Origin of the sequence: Paenibacillus sp. HGH0039 (assembly GCF_000411255.1) — a bacterium.
In the GTDB taxonomy this organism is placed as follows: Bacteria; Bacillota; Bacilli; order Paenibacillales; family NBRC-103111; genus Paenibacillus_F.
Genome location: NZ_KE150412.1, coordinates 939,313 through 955,819, shown reverse-complemented (window position 1 = coordinate 955,819; position 16,507 = coordinate 939,313). Strand labels below are relative to the sequence as shown.

General features: G+C 57.2%; 13 protein-coding genes. All 13 read left to right on the top strand.

What is annotated here, in order from left to right; all coding sequences use genetic code 11:
• Positions 1 to 15: 15 nt before the first annotated feature.
• The 13 genes from HMPREF1207_RS04055 (at position 16) to rlmN (ending at position 16,499) form a co-directional block, all read left to right on the top strand.
• The gene (locus tag HMPREF1207_RS04055; protein WP_009672626.1) at positions 16 to 2,796 is read left to right on the top strand and encodes a calcium-translocating P-type ATPase, SERCA-type; all 2,781 of its coding nucleotides are present in this window, start codon (positions 16 to 18) and stop codon (positions 2,794 to 2,796) included.
• A gap of 161 nt (positions 2,797 to 2,957) precedes the next feature.
• The gene (dapF, locus tag HMPREF1207_RS04050) at positions 2,958 to 3,794 is read left to right on the top strand and encodes a diaminopimelate epimerase (RefSeq protein ID WP_009672613.1); all 837 of its coding nucleotides are present in this window, start codon (positions 2,958 to 2,960) and stop codon (positions 3,792 to 3,794) included.
• A gap of 109 nt (positions 3,795 to 3,903) precedes the next feature.
• On the top strand, positions 3,904 to 5,796 hold the full coding sequence (locus HMPREF1207_RS04045) for a bifunctional homocysteine S-methyltransferase/methylenetetrahydrofolate reductase (protein WP_009672606.1): 1,893 nt from the start codon (positions 3,904 to 3,906) through the stop codon (positions 5,794 to 5,796).
• A 32-nt stretch (positions 5,797 to 5,828) separates the two neighbouring features.
• Positions 5,829 to 6,713 (top strand): YicC/YloC family endoribonuclease, encoded by an 885-nt coding sequence (locus tag HMPREF1207_RS04040; RefSeq protein ID WP_009672587.1) that lies wholly within the window; start codon positions 5,829 to 5,831, stop codon positions 6,711 to 6,713.
• A 31-nt stretch (positions 6,714 to 6,744) separates the two neighbouring features.
• The gene (remA, locus tag HMPREF1207_RS04035) at positions 6,745 to 7,005 is read left to right on the top strand and encodes an extracellular matrix/biofilm regulator RemA (protein ID WP_009672664.1); all 261 of its coding nucleotides are present in this window, start codon (positions 6,745 to 6,747) and stop codon (positions 7,003 to 7,005) included.
• Positions 6,995 to 7,627, top strand: a complete 633-nt coding sequence (gene gmk / locus HMPREF1207_RS04030) for a guanylate kinase (protein WP_009672638.1) — start codon at positions 6,995 to 6,997, stop codon at positions 7,625 to 7,627. Before remA ends, gmk begins: the two co-directional genes overlap by 11 nt.
• Before the next feature lie 9 nt (positions 7,628 to 7,636).
• Positions 7,637 to 7,849: a DNA-directed RNA polymerase subunit omega gene (rpoZ, locus tag HMPREF1207_RS04025; RefSeq protein WP_009672654.1), complete on the top strand. Its 213-nt coding sequence runs from the start codon at positions 7,637 to 7,639 to the stop codon at positions 7,847 to 7,849.
• Between the two features lie 164 nt (positions 7,850 to 8,013).
• A complete protein-coding gene (gene coaBC, locus HMPREF1207_RS04020; RefSeq protein WP_009672656.1) occupies positions 8,014 to 9,291 on the top strand; it encodes a bifunctional phosphopantothenoylcysteine decarboxylase/phosphopantothenate--cysteine ligase CoaBC in 1,278 nt (425 codons plus the stop codon).
• Positions 9,276 to 11,852: a primosomal protein N' gene (gene priA, locus HMPREF1207_RS04015; RefSeq protein WP_009672623.1), complete on the top strand. Its 2,577-nt coding sequence runs from the start codon at positions 9,276 to 9,278 to the stop codon at positions 11,850 to 11,852. The genes coaBC and priA overlap by 16 nt, the downstream gene beginning before the upstream one ends.
• A 168-nt stretch (positions 11,853 to 12,020) precedes the next feature.
• Complete coding sequence (gene def, locus HMPREF1207_RS04010) at positions 12,021 to 12,503, top strand: peptide deformylase (RefSeq protein ID WP_009672622.1); 483 nt, start codon at positions 12,021 to 12,023, stop codon at positions 12,501 to 12,503.
• Positions 12,504 to 12,505: 2 nt separating this feature from the next.
• On the top strand, positions 12,506 to 13,477 hold the full coding sequence (gene fmt / locus HMPREF1207_RS04005) for a methionyl-tRNA formyltransferase (protein WP_009672596.1): 972 nt from the start codon (positions 12,506 to 12,508) through the stop codon (positions 13,475 to 13,477).
• Between the two features lie 141 nt (positions 13,478 to 13,618).
• A complete protein-coding gene (gene rsmB / locus HMPREF1207_RS04000; protein WP_016423459.1) occupies positions 13,619 to 15,103 on the top strand; it encodes a 16S rRNA (cytosine(967)-C(5))-methyltransferase RsmB in 1,485 nt (494 codons plus the stop codon).
• Positions 15,104 to 15,431: 328 nt separating this feature from the next.
• Complete coding sequence (gene rlmN / locus HMPREF1207_RS03995) at positions 15,432 to 16,499, top strand: 23S rRNA (adenine(2503)-C(2))-methyltransferase RlmN (RefSeq protein ID WP_009672584.1); 1,068 nt, start codon at positions 15,432 to 15,434, stop codon at positions 16,497 to 16,499.
• Positions 16,500 to 16,507: the final 8 nt, after the last annotated feature.

Below are 16,507 nucleotides of genomic sequence, written 5' to 3'. Positions count from 1 at the left end.
GGAGGGGAAACGGTGATGAGTCAGAAAGAATGGTACCAGATGACGGCGGATGAAGTCCTGCAGACGCAGCGCGTTCATCCGTCCGAAGGTCTGTCATCGGCAGAAGCGGACAACAGGCAGACCGAAGCCGGCCGCAATGAACTGTCCGAAGGAAAAAGCGTTTCGCCAGTCACTTTGTTTTTAAACCAGTTCAAAGACTTTATGGTTCTCGTATTGATGGGCGCCACACTCGTATCGGGACTGCTCGGCGAATTTTTGGACGCGATAACCATCGTCGCCATTATCATCATGAACGGAATTCTCGGGTTTATACAGGAATTCCGCGCGGAGCGTTCACTCCGTGCCTTGAAAGAACTTTCGGCGCCGGGAGCCAAGGTAATGCGCGGAGGCGAACTGCATACGATCCCCGCCCGTGACCTGGTTCCCGGAGATATCATCCTCCTGGAGAGCGGAGACCGGGTTCCCGCGGATATCCGGCTCATCGAAGCGAACAGCTTCTACGTGGAGGAATCCGCCCTGACGGGCGAGTCCGTTCCGGTCGGAAAAACCGTCGATCCCTTAAGCTCCGATACCGTGACGATCGGCGATCAGCGGAATCTCTCATTTATGGGCACGATGGTTACGCGGGGGACGGGGAAGGGCGCGGTCGTGCGGATCGGCATGGAGACCGAAATGGGGAAGATCGCCGACCTGATCCAAAATACGGAGACGCTTGAAACCCCGCTGCAGCACCGGCTGGAGCAGCTCGGCAAGATCCTGATCGTCGTAGCGCTCTGCTTGACGGTCATGGTGGTTGTCGCCGGTATCGTGCACGGACAGCCTCCTTATGCGATGTTTCTCGCGGGAGTCAGTTTGGCCGTAGCGGCCATTCCGGAAGGACTGCCCGCCATTGTTACGATAGCTTTGGCCCTTGGCGTACAGCGCATGATCAAACGCAAGGCGATCGTCCGCAAGCTGCCCTCCGTCGAAACGCTCGGCTGCGCTTCCGTGATTTGCTCGGACAAGACGGGGACGCTGACCCAGAACAAAATGACCGTGACCCATCTGTGGGTCGGCGGCAGCCTGCTGGAAGTGAGCGGAGACGGGTACACGCCGGAAGGCGAGATCAGCGACGGCGGCACAAGAGTCAATCCCGCCAAAAATTCGATGCTGCGCCAGTTTCTGCACGTATCGGCTTTGTGCAGCAACGCCGTCCTTTATAAAGAGGAAACGGAACCGGTCAAGAAAAAGCGCGTCAAAGACGAACTGCCGGATACGGTATGGAACGTAAAGGGAGATCCGACGGAAGGCGCTCTTGTCGTATTGGCCGCTAAAGCCGGCGTTACGCACGAAGTCTTGAATCCGCAGTTTAGCCGGCTGGCGGAGTTCCCTTTCGACTCCGAAAGAAAGCGGATGTCGGTTATCGTCTCCGGCGGAGGCCGCAAGCTCGTGATGACCAAAGGAGCGCCGGATGTGCTCATGCAGCACTGCTCCTACATTTTATGGGACGACAAGGTGATTCCGTTCACATCCACGCTGAAAGCCAAACTGATGGCCGCGAACGAAGGGATGGCGCGTTCGGCGCTCCGTGTGCTCGGAACGGCTTACCGGGAGCTGAAGCCGACGGAGTCGTGCGAGGATCACGAGGATGCCGAGCGCGGGCTCGTCTTCGTAGGCTTGGCCGGCATGATCGATCCGCCGCGCCGCGAAGTCCGTGAAGCGATGGCCAAATGCCGCAAGGCCGGCATCAAGACGGTGATGATCACCGGGGATCACCTGACGACCGCGGAAGCCATCGCCAAGCAGCTCGGGATGCTCCCGGCCGGGGGGATGTGCATCAGCGGCCACCAGCTTGCGGCCATGGACGACGAGGCGCTCGAAAGCAAAGTAGACGATATCTACGTCTACGCCCGCGTTTCGCCGGAGCACAAGCTCCGCATCGTCAAAGCGCTCCAGGCCAAAGGCCATGTCGTCGCGATGACGGGCGACGGAGTCAATGACGCGCCGGCCATCAAGGCGGCGGATATCGGCATCGCCATGGGAATAAGCGGCACGGACGTGACGAAGGAAGCGTCGTCCCTGGTGCTCAGCGATGACAACTTCTCGACGATCGTGGCGGCTATCGAGGAAGGCCGGGGAATTTACGAGAATATCCGGAAGTTCATCCGGTATCTGCTCGCTTCCAATGTCGGCGAAATCCTGACGATGTTCCTCGCCATGATGGCGGGGCTCCCGCTGCCGCTTATCCCGATTCAGATTTTGTGGGTCAATCTGGTGACGGACGGCCTGCCCGCGATGGCGCTTGGCGTCGATCAAGCGGAAAAAGACCTGATGCAGCACAAGCCCCGCTCGGCCAAAGAAAACATTTTCGCACGCCGTCTGGGATGGAAAATCATTTCCAGAGGATTTCTTATCGGCATCTGCACGCTGGGCGCTTTCTGGCTCGTGCTGCGGGAAAATCCCGGAGATGCCCAGCATCTCGTCAAGGCGCAAAGCGTTGCCTTCGCGACGCTCGTTATGGCGCAGCTCATCCATGTGTTCGACTGCCGCAGCTCGCGCTCCATTTTTCACCGCAATCCGCTTCAGAACAAATATCTGGTCTTGGCGGTCCTGTCTTCGCTCGTTCTGATGCTGGGCGTGATGTATACCCCGCAGCTGCAGCCTATTTTCAAAACCGTTCCGCTCGGCTTCAAAGACTGGATCATCGTGCTGATTGCGGCAGGTATTCCAACCTTCCTGATGGGACTGGGGAGCGTCATGCAGAATCCTTCCAAGAAAAAAACGTCGAAGTACAGCTCCAAGCCGAGCTTCCGGTAATCCCCGCGAGCCGGATCGCCCGGGAAGTTTTCAAACCCGTTAAACGGCCGAGGCCGTCACGGGTTTTTCTTTTTTACGGGAAACTGGCGATAGCCAGACATATTCTTTTACGCTATGATAAAGGGAATGACATTACATCGATTTAGCGAGAGGGAACCCTTATGGAATTTACGAAAATGAACGGTCTGGGCAACGATTTTATCGTGCTGTCCGGCTATAAAGAACTTCCTGAGAATGTAGCGGAACTCGCTGTCCGCTGGTGCAACCGGTATTTCGGGATCGGCGCCGACGGGCTGGTGTTCATTCTGCCTTCCGAGAAAGCGGACGTGCAGATGCGCATCATCAATTCGGACGGAAGCGAACCGGAGCAGTGCGGCAACGCGATCCGCTGCGTCGCCAAATATGTGTACGACCGGGACCCCGGCAAAAGAGAAGCCATCACCGTCGAAACGCGCGGAGCCGGCGTGCAGCAGGTGCATGTGACGGCGGAGAAGGGCATCGCCAAAGCGATTCGCGTCGATATGGGAGAGCCTGTGCTTCAAGGTCTCGAAATCCCGACGACGATCGACGCCGAGCGGGTGATCGACCAGCCGATCGAAGCGGGGGGGCGGACCTTCACGTTTACGGCGGTTTCGATGGGCAATCCGCACTGTGTCATCGACGTGGAAGACGCGCCGAGCTTCGATCTGGCCGCCTGGGGGCCTCTGCTGGAGCAGCATCCGCTGTTTCCGAACAAGGCCAACGTCGAGTTTGTGACGGTCCGCTCCAGAGATTACGCGGATATGCGCGTATGGGAAAGGGGAGCGGGGCCGACGCTGGCCTGCGGAACCGGAGCGTGCGCTACGCTCGTCGCTCTCGTTTTGACGGGCAAAACGGATCGGACCGCCACGATTTCGCTTAAAGGCGGCGATCTGCTGATCGAATGGAACGAGGCTGACAACCGGGTGTATATGACCGGGCCGGCCGCGGAGGTTTACAAAGGAAAAGTCGAAGAGTAACGGCCGGCGGCGCGAAGCCGCCGGTTTTACTTTAGAACGTAAAAAGCCTTTAAGTTTGCCGGTCGTTTGTGTTAAAGTAAATGTACTATTTTGATGGGGTGGGAAGAACATGAAACCGGAACTCCGCCAGGTGCTTGCGCAGAAGATCCTTATCGGGGACGGAGCGATGGGGACCTACTTATATCAGCAGGGCTTTCCCGTCGGAATTTCCTACGAGGAGCTTAACCTGATTCAGTCTGAAGTGGTTGCCGACGTTCACCGTCGCTATTATGAAGCCGGTGCCCGGCTTATTGAAACGAATACTTTCTCCGCAAATAGGGAAAAATTATCCAAATACGGCCTTGAGCAGGAAGTCGAGGCCATCAACAGGGCCGGCGTCGAGCTGGCCCGCAGTTCGGTCGGCGAGGATGCTTACGTGGTCGGAGCGATCGGCCCGATCCGGGCGGGCATGCGCAAGAACGTCCGCACGGCGGATGTCGAGGATGCGCTGCGCGAACAAATTCTCGTGCTGCTTGATACTCAGGTGGACGGGCTGCTGCTGGAGACGTTCTACGATCTTGAGGAGATGCTTATCGCGCTGCGTCTGATCCGTCAGCTCAGCTCGATTCCCGTCATCTGCCAGTTCGCTACCGAAGGAATCAACACGACGCACGACGGTATTTCCCTGCAGGACGCGTTCCTCCGCCTGAAAGAGGAAGGGGCCGATGTGATCGGATTTAACTGCCGCACGGGTCCCAACGGCATTCTGCGCTCCCTCCAGGGAGTCGCCCAACTGAGCGACATCCCGTTCTCGGTATTCCCGAACGCGGGTATTCCGGACTACGTGGACGGCCGTTATTCGTATGCCGCGACGCCGGAGTATTTTGCCGAAAGCGCGCTGCGCTTTGCCGATTTAGGCGCCAGGATCATCGGCGGCTGCTGTGGAACGACACCGGAGCATATCGCGGCTATGGTCAAGGCTCTCCAGGGCTACGAGCCTAACCGGAGCGAAGTGTATGCGGCGGAATCCGTTTCCGCAGCGGAACGGGCCGTCGTGACCGAAGCCGCTCCGCAGACGTCCGTCCGGGAGGCGGATGTCGAACCTACTCTGGTCGACCTTGTGAAACAGCGCCATACGGTTATCGTGGAGCTGGACCCTCCGCGCGACCTCGATATCGGCAAGTTCATGGAAGGGACGAAAGCTCTCCAGGACGTGCATGTGGACGCCATTACGATGGCCGACAATTCACTGGCCGTGACGCGGATGAGCAATCTTGCGCTCGGCATGCTGGTTAAAGAACAGCACGGGGCGCGTCCGCTCATTCACATCGCCTGCCGCGACCGCAACAGCATCGGCACGCAGTCCCACCTGATGGGCCTGCACGCGCTGGGGATCGATCACGTGCTCGCCGTGACGGGAGATCCCGCGAGATTCGGCGATCTGCCGGGCGCAAGCTCCGTCTATGACATGACTTCGTTCGAAATGATCCGCATGATCAAACAGCTCAACGAAGGCATCGCTTTTTCGGGCAAGCCGCTCAAGAAGAAAGCCAATTTCATTGTCGGCGCGGCTTTTAATCCGAACGTGAAATATTTGGACAAGGCGGTCCAAAGACTGGAACGGAAGATCGAGTCCGGCGCCGATTATATCATGACCCAGCCTGTCTATGATCCGAAGCTGATCGAACGCATGCACGAGGCGACCAAGCATCTGGACGTTCCCGTTTTCATAGGCATCATGCCTCTGGCCAGCGGCCGGAACGCGGAGTATTTGCACAACGAGGTTCCGGGTATCCAGCTTTCGGACGAAGTGCGCGCCAGAATGACGGGACTCGAAGGGGAAGCGGGGCGCAAAGAAGGCGTGGCTATCGCCAAAGAACTGCTTGATGCTGCAATGCCTCTGTTTAATGGCATTTATTTCATGACACCGTTCCTGTTTTACGACATGAGCGTGCAGCTTACACAGTACGTCTGGCAAAAAGCCGAGCGCCGTGAATTGCTCTTGTCCCCCCTTTTAAAATGAATTACAATAGGTTAATGGATGTGAGCCCCTATATGATACGAAGTATGACCGGATTCGGGCATGCCTCGCTTTCTTCGCAAGGCTACCGGGTGTCGATTGATATCAAAACCGTGAATCACCGCTATTGCGACATCTCTGTGCGTATGCCGAAAGAATGGATGGCCTACGAAGACACCATCAAGAAAACGGTGCTCCGCTTCATTAAACGCGGCCGTGCCGATTGCTTTGTGACGATTGAGCGGGACTCCGCTTCTAATAAATCGGTAACAGTCGACTGGGCGCTCGTGGACGGATACATGCAGGCTGCCGAGCAGCTTCGCCAGAAGCATGGCTTAGCCGGGGAGCTGCATCTGTCGGATCTCCTCAAACTGCCGGATTTGCTTGCCATTTCCGAGCAGCGCGAGGGAGACGACGATGCGCTCGCCGATCTTTTGGTTGCCTGCACGGAAGGAGCGCTGGCCGAGCTGAACGGCATGAGGGAGCGAGAAGGCTCCCACCTGTCGGAAGATTTGACCGTCCGGCTGACGATGATTGAAGATCTCAACGTCGAAATGAAACGTTACGCCCCTGAAGTCGTCCGGGAATATGCCGTGAAGCTGCGGCAGCGGATTCAGGAGCTGCTGACGGATCAAGTTCCGGTAGATGAACAGCGGCTCGCAGCCGAGATAGCCTTGTTTGCGGACCGCTCCAATGTGGACGAAGAGATGACCCGGCTGCACAGCCACATCAGCCAATTTAGGCAGCTGCTCGGTTCCCGGGAACCTGTCGGTCGCAAGCTCGATTTTCTCATTCAAGAAATGAACCGCGAAGCAAACACCATCGGCTCCAAAGCGGGACACATTGAAGTGTCAGGCAGGGTCATTGAGCTGAAAGCCGAATTGGAGAAAATGAGAGAACAAATACAGAATATCGAGTGAACCGCTGACGGTGTCACGAGGAGGAAACTCAATGGCCATCAAATTGATCAACATCGGGTTCGGTAATATTGTTTCGGCAAACCGTATCATTTCGATCGTAAGCCCCGAATCCGCTCCGATTAAAAGGATCATTCAGGAGGCGCGCGACCGCCATATGCTGATTGACGCGACTTACGGGAGAAGAACCCGCGCCGTCATCATTACGGACAGCGACCATGTGATCCTATCTGCGGTTCAACCGGAGACCGTTGCTCACCGACTTTCTAACAAGGACGATGATCATGACGAGTAATACAAATACACTGGAACGGGATAGAGGAATTCTGATCGTGCTCTCGGGCCCTTCGGGCGTCGGCAAAGGAACCGTGTGTTCCGCGCTTCGCAAGATGTCGCCGGAGCTGGTCTATTCTGTTTCCGCCACAACCCGCAAGCCTAGAGAAGGCGAAGTGGAGGGTGTCAATTATTTTTTCAAATCGAAAGACCAGTTCGAACAATTAATCGCTTCCGACGAGATGCTGGAACATGCCGAGTACGTGGGCAATTATTACGGCACTCCTCGCCGCTTTGTGGAAGAAACGCTCGCCTCCGGCAAGGACGTTATCCTGGAAATCGAAGTGCAGGGCGCTTTGAAGGTCAAGGAGAAGTTTCCTGAGGCGACTTTTATCTTCCTGATTCCGCCTTCTCTGGCCGAGCTGGAGAACCGTATCGTGACTCGCGGTACGGAAACGAACGACATTATCCGCAGCCGCATGTCCGTGGCTGTCGACGAGATTCGTTTGATGCGGCATTACGATTATGGTATCGTCAATGACGAGGTACACAAAGCTTGCTACAAAATCCAGTCCATTCTTATGGCTGAACATTGTAAGTGCGACCGGATTTTACCCAGATTGGAACAATGGATCGGAGAGTGAACGACAAGTATGCTGTATCCTTCAATTGATAAACTGCTCGACAAAGTGGATAGCAAATATTCGCTCGTAGTTGCCGCCGCTAAGCGTGCGAGATCTCTTAGAGACGGTACGAATACCCACCTGCAGGATATTAAATCCCACAAGCAGGTTGGAGTGGCCCTAGAAGAATTGTACGGAGATCTTGTGAAGTACGAGAAGATCGAAACCAAAGAAGACGAATAGGATCCCAAGCGGTCCGTTCGGCCCAAAGCGGCAGTCCCTGTGACTGCCGTTCTATGTATACAACCGGATGCTGCGATCCTGAATAAGAGCGGGGTGCAAGTATACCGGATATCAGGACAACCCATTGCGGTTGTTATTTTTTTCTAGCCGGGAGGGAACTGCCGATGTTATCAGGTAAAACAATCGTAGTCGGCGTATGCGGGGGAATAGCCGCTTATAAGGCGGCTGCGCTTTGCAGCAAGCTGAGTCAGGCAGGGGCGGACGTGCGGGTGATTATGACGAAGTCCGCGGTCGAGTTTATTACGCCGCTGACTTTCCAGTCGCTGACCCGCAAGCCTGTAGCCGTCGATACGTTCGACGAGAAGGAAGCGGCCGTTATTTCCCACATCGATCTGGCCGACCGGGCGGATTTGGTTGTGGTCGCTCCGGCGACGGCGAACATGATCGGGAAAATGGCGCACGGGCTGGCGGACGATATGCTCAGCACGACGCTTCTCGCTACGACGGCCCCGGTGATGGTGGCTCCTGCCATGAACGTGCACATGTACACGCACCCGGCGGTCGCGGGCAACATGAAAGTGCTGCAGGAAAGAGGCGTTCTGTTTGTGGAACCCGGAACCGGCCAATTGGCATGCGGGTATGTCGGGAAAGGACGTTTGGCCGAACCCGAGGAAATTTTCGGGCGGATCGCCGCGTATTTTCAGCCGGACACACCGCTTCAAGGCCGGAACGTGCTGGTGACGGCCGGAGGGACGGTCGAACGCATCGATCCCGTGCGCTACATTACAAACGATTCTTCCGGCAAAATGGGCTACGCTATTGCGGAGGCGGCCAAGCGGCTCGGAGCCAACGTCACGCTCGTCAGCGGACCTTCTTCACTTCCCGTGCCTCCGGGCGTCGAAAGAGTATCCGTCACATCCGCTCTGGATATGTACGACAAGGTGATGGCTCGTTTTGAGAAGACGGATCTCGTTTTCAAAGCGGCTGCGGTCGCCGATTACCGTCCTTCGGAACAGCGCGAGCAGAAAATGAAAAAAACCGGGGAAACCCTTACGATCGAACTTGTTAAAAATCCCGACATCCTTCAAGCTCTCGGAGAAGCCAAAACCCGTCAGTTCGTGGTCGGCTTTGCGGCGGAAACCGAACGGGTGGACGAGTATGCGCTCGATAAGCTTTTGCGTAAAAAATGCGACCTGCTTGTCGCCAACGATGTCTCCATGCAAGGAGCGGGTTTCGGAACGGACACCAATGTGGTGCGCATCTTCGATGCCGGCGGTCTTGTGGAAGCGCCGCCCATGATGACCAAGGATGCCATAGCCGAACATATCGTCCGGCTGGCGGCCAGCCGTCAGCAGATGCGGCAGCAGGGAGCGGAACCTCCGGAACCGGACGCTGAGGAACCGGGGGCAGACAAAGGGGAAACGCCATGTTCGCCAAAGTGATAGTCGATGTCCCCGCCAAGCAGACGAACCGGGCATTCGATTATTCGGTGCCCCCGTCTCTGCAGGGCTGGGTTGAAGTAGGAAGCCGTGTCGGCGTTCCTTTCGGTCCCCGTGTGCTCCAGGGGTTTGTGGTGGAACTTCACGAAACGACAACGGTCGATCCCAAAAGACTGAAAGCGATCCGTCATGTGCTGGACGCCGCTCCTCCTCTGACGGAAGAACTGGTACAGCTGGGGCACTGGATGAGCAGCACGTATTTGTGCCACGAAGTAACCGCTCTGCAAGCCATGCTTCCCGGGGCGCTGAAAGCCAAGTATGAACGCTTCGTTCAAGCCGCGGAAGCAGGAAGCGCGGGCGGAACGGAGCTTCTGCTTTTGCTGCCGGCCCAGGAGAACATTTTGAATTATTTGCGCTCAAAAGGAAAAGCGAAGATGGAAGACCTTCTGGATGCCTTTCCGGAAGACGGCGGGCTGATCCGTCAAATGCTGGACGAGGGTCAGCTTGTCGAAACCCAGGGGATGAAGGACAGGCTCGCGACGAAGAAAGCTCTGACGGTATTTTCGTCCGGAGCCCCCGAAGTCTCGGAAGCCGCGATGGAAACCCAAGCTGCCGGGACGTCCGGCAACGCTCCGGGATCGGGCGGTTCCGCCGATTTGCTGGCCATCGCGGAAGAACTTCCTGCCCGTTCCCATAAGCAGAAAGAGGTTCTGCGCTATTTGCATGAGAACCCCCGGCCGATCCGCCTGACGGAACTGATGGACAAGCTCCAGGTCGGCGCCGGTACGGTGAAAGGACTCGCGGACAAAGGCTGGATTGGCCTGCGTGAAGTAGAAGTGATGCGGGACCCGTATGCGAACCGCCATTTTGAAGAAACGAAGCCGCTGCCGCTGACGCGGGAACAGCAGTCCGTTTATGACGACATTGCCGCCACGCTGGACAGCCGCAGCCACCAGGTTTACTTGCTCCAAGGGGTAACAGGCAGCGGGAAGACGGAAGTGTACCTGCAGGCCATCAGCCGCTGTCTGGAACAGGGACGGGAAGCGATCGTGCTCGTGCCGGAGATTTCACTGACTCCCCAAATGGTGGAGCGGTTTAAAGGCCGCTTCGGAGATGAGGTCGCCGTGATGCACAGCCGGCTGTCGCTGGGAGAGCGTTTCGACGAATGGCGCAAAATTATGAGACGCCAGGTCCGGGTTGTCATCGGGGCCCGTTCGGCCGTGTTCGTCCCGTTCCGGAAGCTGGGTCTGATTATCATCGATGAAGAGCATGAATCTTCATACAAACAGGAAGAGAGCCCGAAGTATCACGCACGGGATATCGCCGCCTGGAGAGCCCGTTATAACGGAGCGGCCGTGATACTGGGATCGGCGACTCCTTCGCTTGAAAGCATTCAGAAAACGAAGGTGGCCCCCGGCGGCAAGCCGGAATACAAGCTGCTCAAAATGAAGTCCCGGGTGGCCGGACGCCCTCTTCCGCCCGTGCATATCGTCGATATGCGGGAGGAACTGCGCAGCGGGAACCGGTCCATGTTCAGCCGGCTTCTTCACCGGGGGCTGGAGGAACGGCTCCTCAAAGGCGAACAGACGGTTCTCCTGCTAAACCGCCGGGGATACGCGACATTCGTCATGTGCAGGACGTGCGGCTATGTAGCCGGCTGTCCGCACTGTGATATCTCGCTGACGTATCATCAGGTGTCGCGGACGCTGCGCTGCCATTACTGCGGCTATGCCGAAAGGCAGATGGAGCTGTGTCCCGATTGCGGGTCGGAGCATATCCGGCATTTCGGAACCGGAACCCAGCGGGTCGAGGAAGAGCTCGTGAAGCTCTTTCCCGGCATCCGCGTCATCCGGATGGATGTGGACACGACGACGGAGAAAGGTTCTCACGAGAAGTGGCTGACGATGTTCCGCAACAAACAGGCGGACGTCCTGCTCGGCACCCAGATGGTCGCCAAAGGACTGGACTTCCCCGATGTTACCCTTGTCGGCGTTATCGCGGCCGATACAGTGCTGAACCTGCCCGACTTCCGTTCCGCCGAGCGAACCTTCCAACTGCTTACGCAGGTGGCGGGGCGGGCTGGGCGCCATCAACTACCCGGCGAAGTGTTCGTCCAGACGTATACGCCGGAGCACTACAGCGTCATTACGGCGAGCCACCACGATTACGAAGGTTTCGTGGAGGAGGAGCTTCCGCACCGCCGGAAGCTCGGCTATCCGCCGTACTGCCGGCTTATTCTCATCACCTTGACCCACGAGCAGGTGCCGCTTCTGGTCCGGACCGCGGAAGCGGTGGCCCAGCGTCTCCGGGAGCTCGGGGCCGCCGAGCAGGAGAACGTTTTTGCGTCCAGTACGGGGGAGGACTTTTTTATGAATGTGCTGGGTCCGGTCGCTTCGCCCATTCCGAGGATCAAGGATAGATATCGGTTCCAATGCGTGGTAAAATATCGTGGGGAGGCGTCCGCTTCCCGTATTGTGGCCAAGGTTCTGGATGAATTTGCCGAGAGGACGACGAAAGATAAGCTGACGATCAGCGTGGATGTCGATCCTCAAATGCTCATGTAGTCCGCGTGTTCCGGAACGGAAAGCCCGGTGTAAGACAGAACCGGATGGATGCCCGTGCCGATTAACGCGTATATAAGCGGCGGGAAACTCATACGGATCTCTTAAACCCATTCAAGGGCTAAGGCCCTTGCCCTCATAGAATGACTTTAAAGAAAGCAGGTGGATGGAATGGCCATTCGCATGATTGTTAAAGAAGGAGACTCTGTGCTGCGGGAAACCGCCAAACAGGTAACGAAATTTAATTCCAACCTCCATAAACTGCTCGACGATATGGCGGATACGATGTACGATGCGCCGGGCGTCGGCCTGGCCGCCCCGCAGGTGGGCATTCTCAAGCGTGTCATCGTGATGGACGTGGGAGACGAGAACGGACTGATTGAGATCGTCAATCCGGTCGTTGTCGAACAAAGCGGCGAGCAGATCGGACCGGAAGGCTGCCTGAGTATTCCGGGACTTGAAGGAGAGGTCAAGCGCCCCTTCAAGGTAAAAGTGAAAGGCCAGGACCGCAACGGCGAAGAGTTCGAACTCGAAGGCGAAGAACTGCTGGCCCGCTGCATCATGCACGAAGTGGACCACTTGAACGGTGTCCTGTTCACGGATCTGGCGATCCGTCTGTACCGCCCTGAACTCGAAGAGAAAGAGGACCACTGACCGTGAAGCTGATTTTTATGGGAACCCCGGACTTCGCGGTTCCTTCCTTGAGGACGCTTATCGAGGGCGGCTATGAAGTGACTGCCGTCGTTACACCGCCGGACCGGCCGAAAGGGCGCAAGCGCGTGCTGACGCCGCCTCCCGTCAAAGTAGAGGCCGAGAAGCACGGCATCCCGGTGTTTCAGCCGGAGAAGCTGCGCACATCCGACACGGTCGATGAAATCCGGAGAATTGCTCCGGATCTTATCGTGACGGCCGCATACGGCCAAATTCTGCCCAAGGCGGTGCTCGACATTCCCCGCCTTGGCTGCATCAATATCCATGCCTCCCTTCTGCCGAAATACAGGGGGGGCGCTCCGATTCACCATGCAATCATACAGGGCGAGCAGGTGACGGGCGTGACCATCATGTACATGGCGGTGGGGCTGGATACGGGAGATATGATCAGCAAGATTGAAGTTCCGATCGGGGATGACGATACGACCGGCACGATGTTCGACAAGCTTAGCCTGGCGGGCGCAGATCTGCTTAAGCGCACGCTGCCCGAATTGATTGCGGGTACGGTCCAGGCTGTTCCGCAGGATGATTCGCAAGCGGTATACTCGCCGAATATCAACCGCGAAGACGAGAAAATCGACTGGAACCGGTCTTCCAAGGATATCTGGAATCTGGTTCGCGGATTAAATCCTTTTCCGGGCGCTTATACGACCTGGAACGGGGAAATCCTGAAAGTATGGGTGTGCAAAAAGCCCGAAGACCTCGCGCCAAGCGCGGATAGAACGTCGGAAAGCTCGACCGGCGCAGGGCTTAAGCCAGGCACGGTTATCGGAGCGGACGAAGACGGGATCGAAGTGGCTACGGGCGATGGAAGCCTGAAACTGCTGAATGTCCAGCCTGCCGGCAAGAAGGCCATGGAAGCGGCTCAGCTTGTACGGGGAAGTTCCATGGAGAAAGGCACCGTTTTGGGTGAATAGCAGACGCGTGGCACGCAATGCGCAGGAATTTTCGGTAAATGACCGACGGTTCCTGCGTTTTTCCGTAAACGATGCATAAGTCCCTGCCAAGCGATGATTCTAAAGCGGGAGCCGCATACGTACGATTTTAATAAGCAAAGGATGTGTGCAAGTCCCGTGAAAAAAAATGAGCCGGATAACCGGAAGGGACAAGCCGGGGGCGCCAGCGGTCCGGCAAGCCGTTCTCGGACCGACCGGAGAAACAGCCAGGCCGCAAAACCGAAACGAGAGAATGTAAAAAAAACGGCGCGCGACGCTGCGCTCAGCGTGTTGACAGGCGTCGAGGAAGCGGGTTCCTACAGCAACCTCAAGCTGAATCAGATACTGCGCGAAGCGGATCTCCCGCGTCCGGATGCCGCTCTGGCTACGGAAATTGTGTACGGAACGATCCAGAGACGGAATACAATCGACTATTACTTGGCGAAACTGGTGACCAAGGGGCTCGGCAAGCTTCAGCCCTGGGTACGCAGTCTGCTCCGGATGAGCTTGTATCAGCTCCTGTATCTGGAACGTGTGCCCGACCACGCGGTTGTCAGCGAAGCCGTTAACATAGCGAAGCGTCGTGGCCATCAGGGCATCTCCGGCATGGTCAACGGCGTGCTGCGCAGCGCTATCCGCCAGCGTGCGGAGCTGACGCTTCCGCAAGGGATGACGGACACCCAGCGCATTTCGCTCGAACATTCCCATCCCGAGTGGCTGGTCCGGCGCTGGACCCTGCAGTACGGCGCCGAAGCGTGCGAGCGCATTTGCAAGGCGAACAACGAACCGCCGCACATCAGCATCCGCGCGAATACACGCCGCCAGCATCCCGATGCGCTGCTGGAGCAGCTGCGGCTGGGCGGATTCGACGCCGAGCCTTCGGCACTGTCCCCCGCTGGCATTGTCGTATCCTCGGGCGGAAACATGGCGCTGACGCCGGGCTTCGGCCAGGGCGACTACTCCATCCAGGACGAAAGCTCCATGCTCGTTGCCGAAGCGCTTCGGCCGGAGGCAGGCATGACCGTCCTGGACTGCTGTGCCGCTCCGGGCGGCAAAACGGCGCACATCGCGGAGAAGATGGACGACACCGGCACGGTGTGGGCCTGCGACCTGCATCCTCACAAAAAGCGGCTGATCGACGAACAGGCCCAGAGGCTGGGCCTGAAGTCGGTCCATACCTTGGTGAAGGATGCCAGGGAACTTGCCGGGGAATTCGAGCCGGCTTCGTTTGACCGCATCCTGCTTGACGCTCCCTGTTCGGGCTTCGGCGTCATCCGCCGGAAGCCCGACCTGAAATGGGGCAAGCGGGAGGAGGACATCGCCGGGATCGCGGCCGTCCAGCAGAGCATCCTGGAGGCTGTTCACGGTCTGCTCAAACCCGGCGGTGTGCTTGTCTACAGCACATGTACAATCGAGCGGACGGAGAACGAGGACGCGGTGGCCCGCTTCTTGGAGGCTCATCCCGATTTTGTCCTTGATCCGATTCCGACAACAGGCTGGCCGGAATCCGCGCCTCTGGAGCAGGCGGCTTCGGGCATGATCTCGATTATGCCGGACCAGTACGGGACCGACGGCTTTTTTATCGCCCGGATCCGGCGCTTGGCGTAAGCGGCGGATAAAAAGAACGGGATGGGTGAGGAAGCAGCCCCGATCCGCATTGCGATATCGTTCGGGAGGAGCCGTCCGCAGGCTGTTCTCCCTCTGCCGTCCGGCTCATCCGTTTGGCGATTTTGCATCGGGCAGCCGGATGAACCCGCTAAACGCTCCGTCCGCAGCTTCGCACGCTAGGAGGGGGCAGCTTCTTCCGCTGCCTACAAGAGACACTGGACTCGCACGCCGAGCTCTAGTGTGTTCAGCCGTCTTTTATGCTAAAATAGGAAGGATTCGGCTGGATAACCCATTTTTTTATTTGGAAAATAAGTTAGGTGTGATTACTGTGAAAAATAAAACCTTGCAAGTAGATAAACCTTTTGTGTACGACTACAGTCTGGAAGACTGGAAGCAGTGGACCGAGGAGAACAAAGAGCCGGCCTTCCGTGCCGGACAGATTTTCGATTGGCTGTATGTGAAACGTGTCACGGACTTCGAGGAAATGACGAATTTGTCGAAGGCGCTTCGCGATAAATTGAAGGCCGGCTTTTCCTTCGTCACGCTGACCGAAATCGCCAAGCAGCAGTCGAAGGACGGAACGGTGAAGTTCCTGTTCGAGCTGGCGGACAAAAACGCGATCGAGACCGTGATCATGAAGCACAGCTACGGCAACAGCGTATGTGTGACGACTCAAGTCGGCTGCCGAATCGGCTGCACGTTCTGCGCCTCCACACTCGGCGGATTGAAGCGTGATTTGCGCGCGGGCGAAATCGTCGCCCAGATTGTCAAAGCGCAGCAGCTCCTCGATGCGACCGGAGAGCGCGTGAGCTCCATCGTCATCATGGGAATCGGCGAACCGTTCGAGAACTACGATGCGATGATGAAGTTTCTAAACATTATGATTCATCCGAAGGGCCTGAATATCGGCCAGCGCCACATCACCGTTTCGACCAGCGGTATCGTGCCGAACATTTACCGGTTTGCGGACGAGGATACGCAGATCAATTTGGCGATTTCCATCCATGCGCCCAATGATGCGCTCCGTTCCAAGTTAATGCCGGTTAACCGCCGGTTCCCGTTCGCCGATCTGATCGAGTCGTGCAAATATTACATGGCCAAAACGGGCCGCCGCATCACGTTCGAGTACGCTCTGATGGGCAACGTGAACGACCAGGCCGAGCATGCCGAGGAACTCGCCGAAGTTCTGAAGGAACTGCCGATGTGCCACGTTAACCTGATTCCGGTCAATTACGTGCAGGAGCGGGATTACGTGCGTACGACGCGCGACGATATTTTTAACTTCCAGCGCATTCTGGAACGCAACAAAATCAACGCGACCATACGCCGTGAGCAGGGCAGCGACATTGCCGCCGCCTGCGGACAACTGCGGGCCAAGCATATGGAAGCGAAATAACGGAGTGA

Coding starts and splice junctions, on each gene's coding strand:
- HMPREF1207_RS04055 (WP_009672626.1), top strand. CDS start 16: ATGAGTCAGAAAGAATGGTACCAGATGACGGCGGATGAAGTCCTGCAG.
- dapF (WP_009672613.1), top strand. CDS start 2,958: ATGGAATTTACGAAAATGAACGGTCTGGGCAACGATTTTATCGTGCTG.
- HMPREF1207_RS04045 (WP_009672606.1), top strand. CDS start 3,904: ATGAAACCGGAACTCCGCCAGGTGCTTGCGCAGAAGATCCTTATCGGG.
- HMPREF1207_RS04040 (WP_009672587.1), top strand. CDS start 5,829: ATGATACGAAGTATGACCGGATTCGGGCATGCCTCGCTTTCTTCGCAA.
- remA (WP_009672664.1), top strand. CDS start 6,745: ATGGCCATCAAATTGATCAACATCGGGTTCGGTAATATTGTTTCGGCA.
- gmk (WP_009672638.1), top strand. CDS start 6,995: ATGACGAGTAATACAAATACACTGGAACGGGATAGAGGAATTCTGATC.
- rpoZ (WP_009672654.1), top strand. CDS start 7,637: ATGCTGTATCCTTCAATTGATAAACTGCTCGACAAAGTGGATAGCAAA.
- coaBC (WP_009672656.1), top strand. CDS start 8,014: ATGTTATCAGGTAAAACAATCGTAGTCGGCGTATGCGGGGGAATAGCC.
- priA (WP_009672623.1), top strand. CDS start 9,276: ATGTTCGCCAAAGTGATAGTCGATGTCCCCGCCAAGCAGACGAACCGG.
- def (WP_009672622.1), top strand. CDS start 12,021: ATGGCCATTCGCATGATTGTTAAAGAAGGAGACTCTGTGCTGCGGGAA.
- rsmB (WP_016423459.1), top strand. CDS start 13,619: ATGTGTGCAAGTCCCGTGAAAAAAAATGAGCCGGATAACCGGAAGGGA.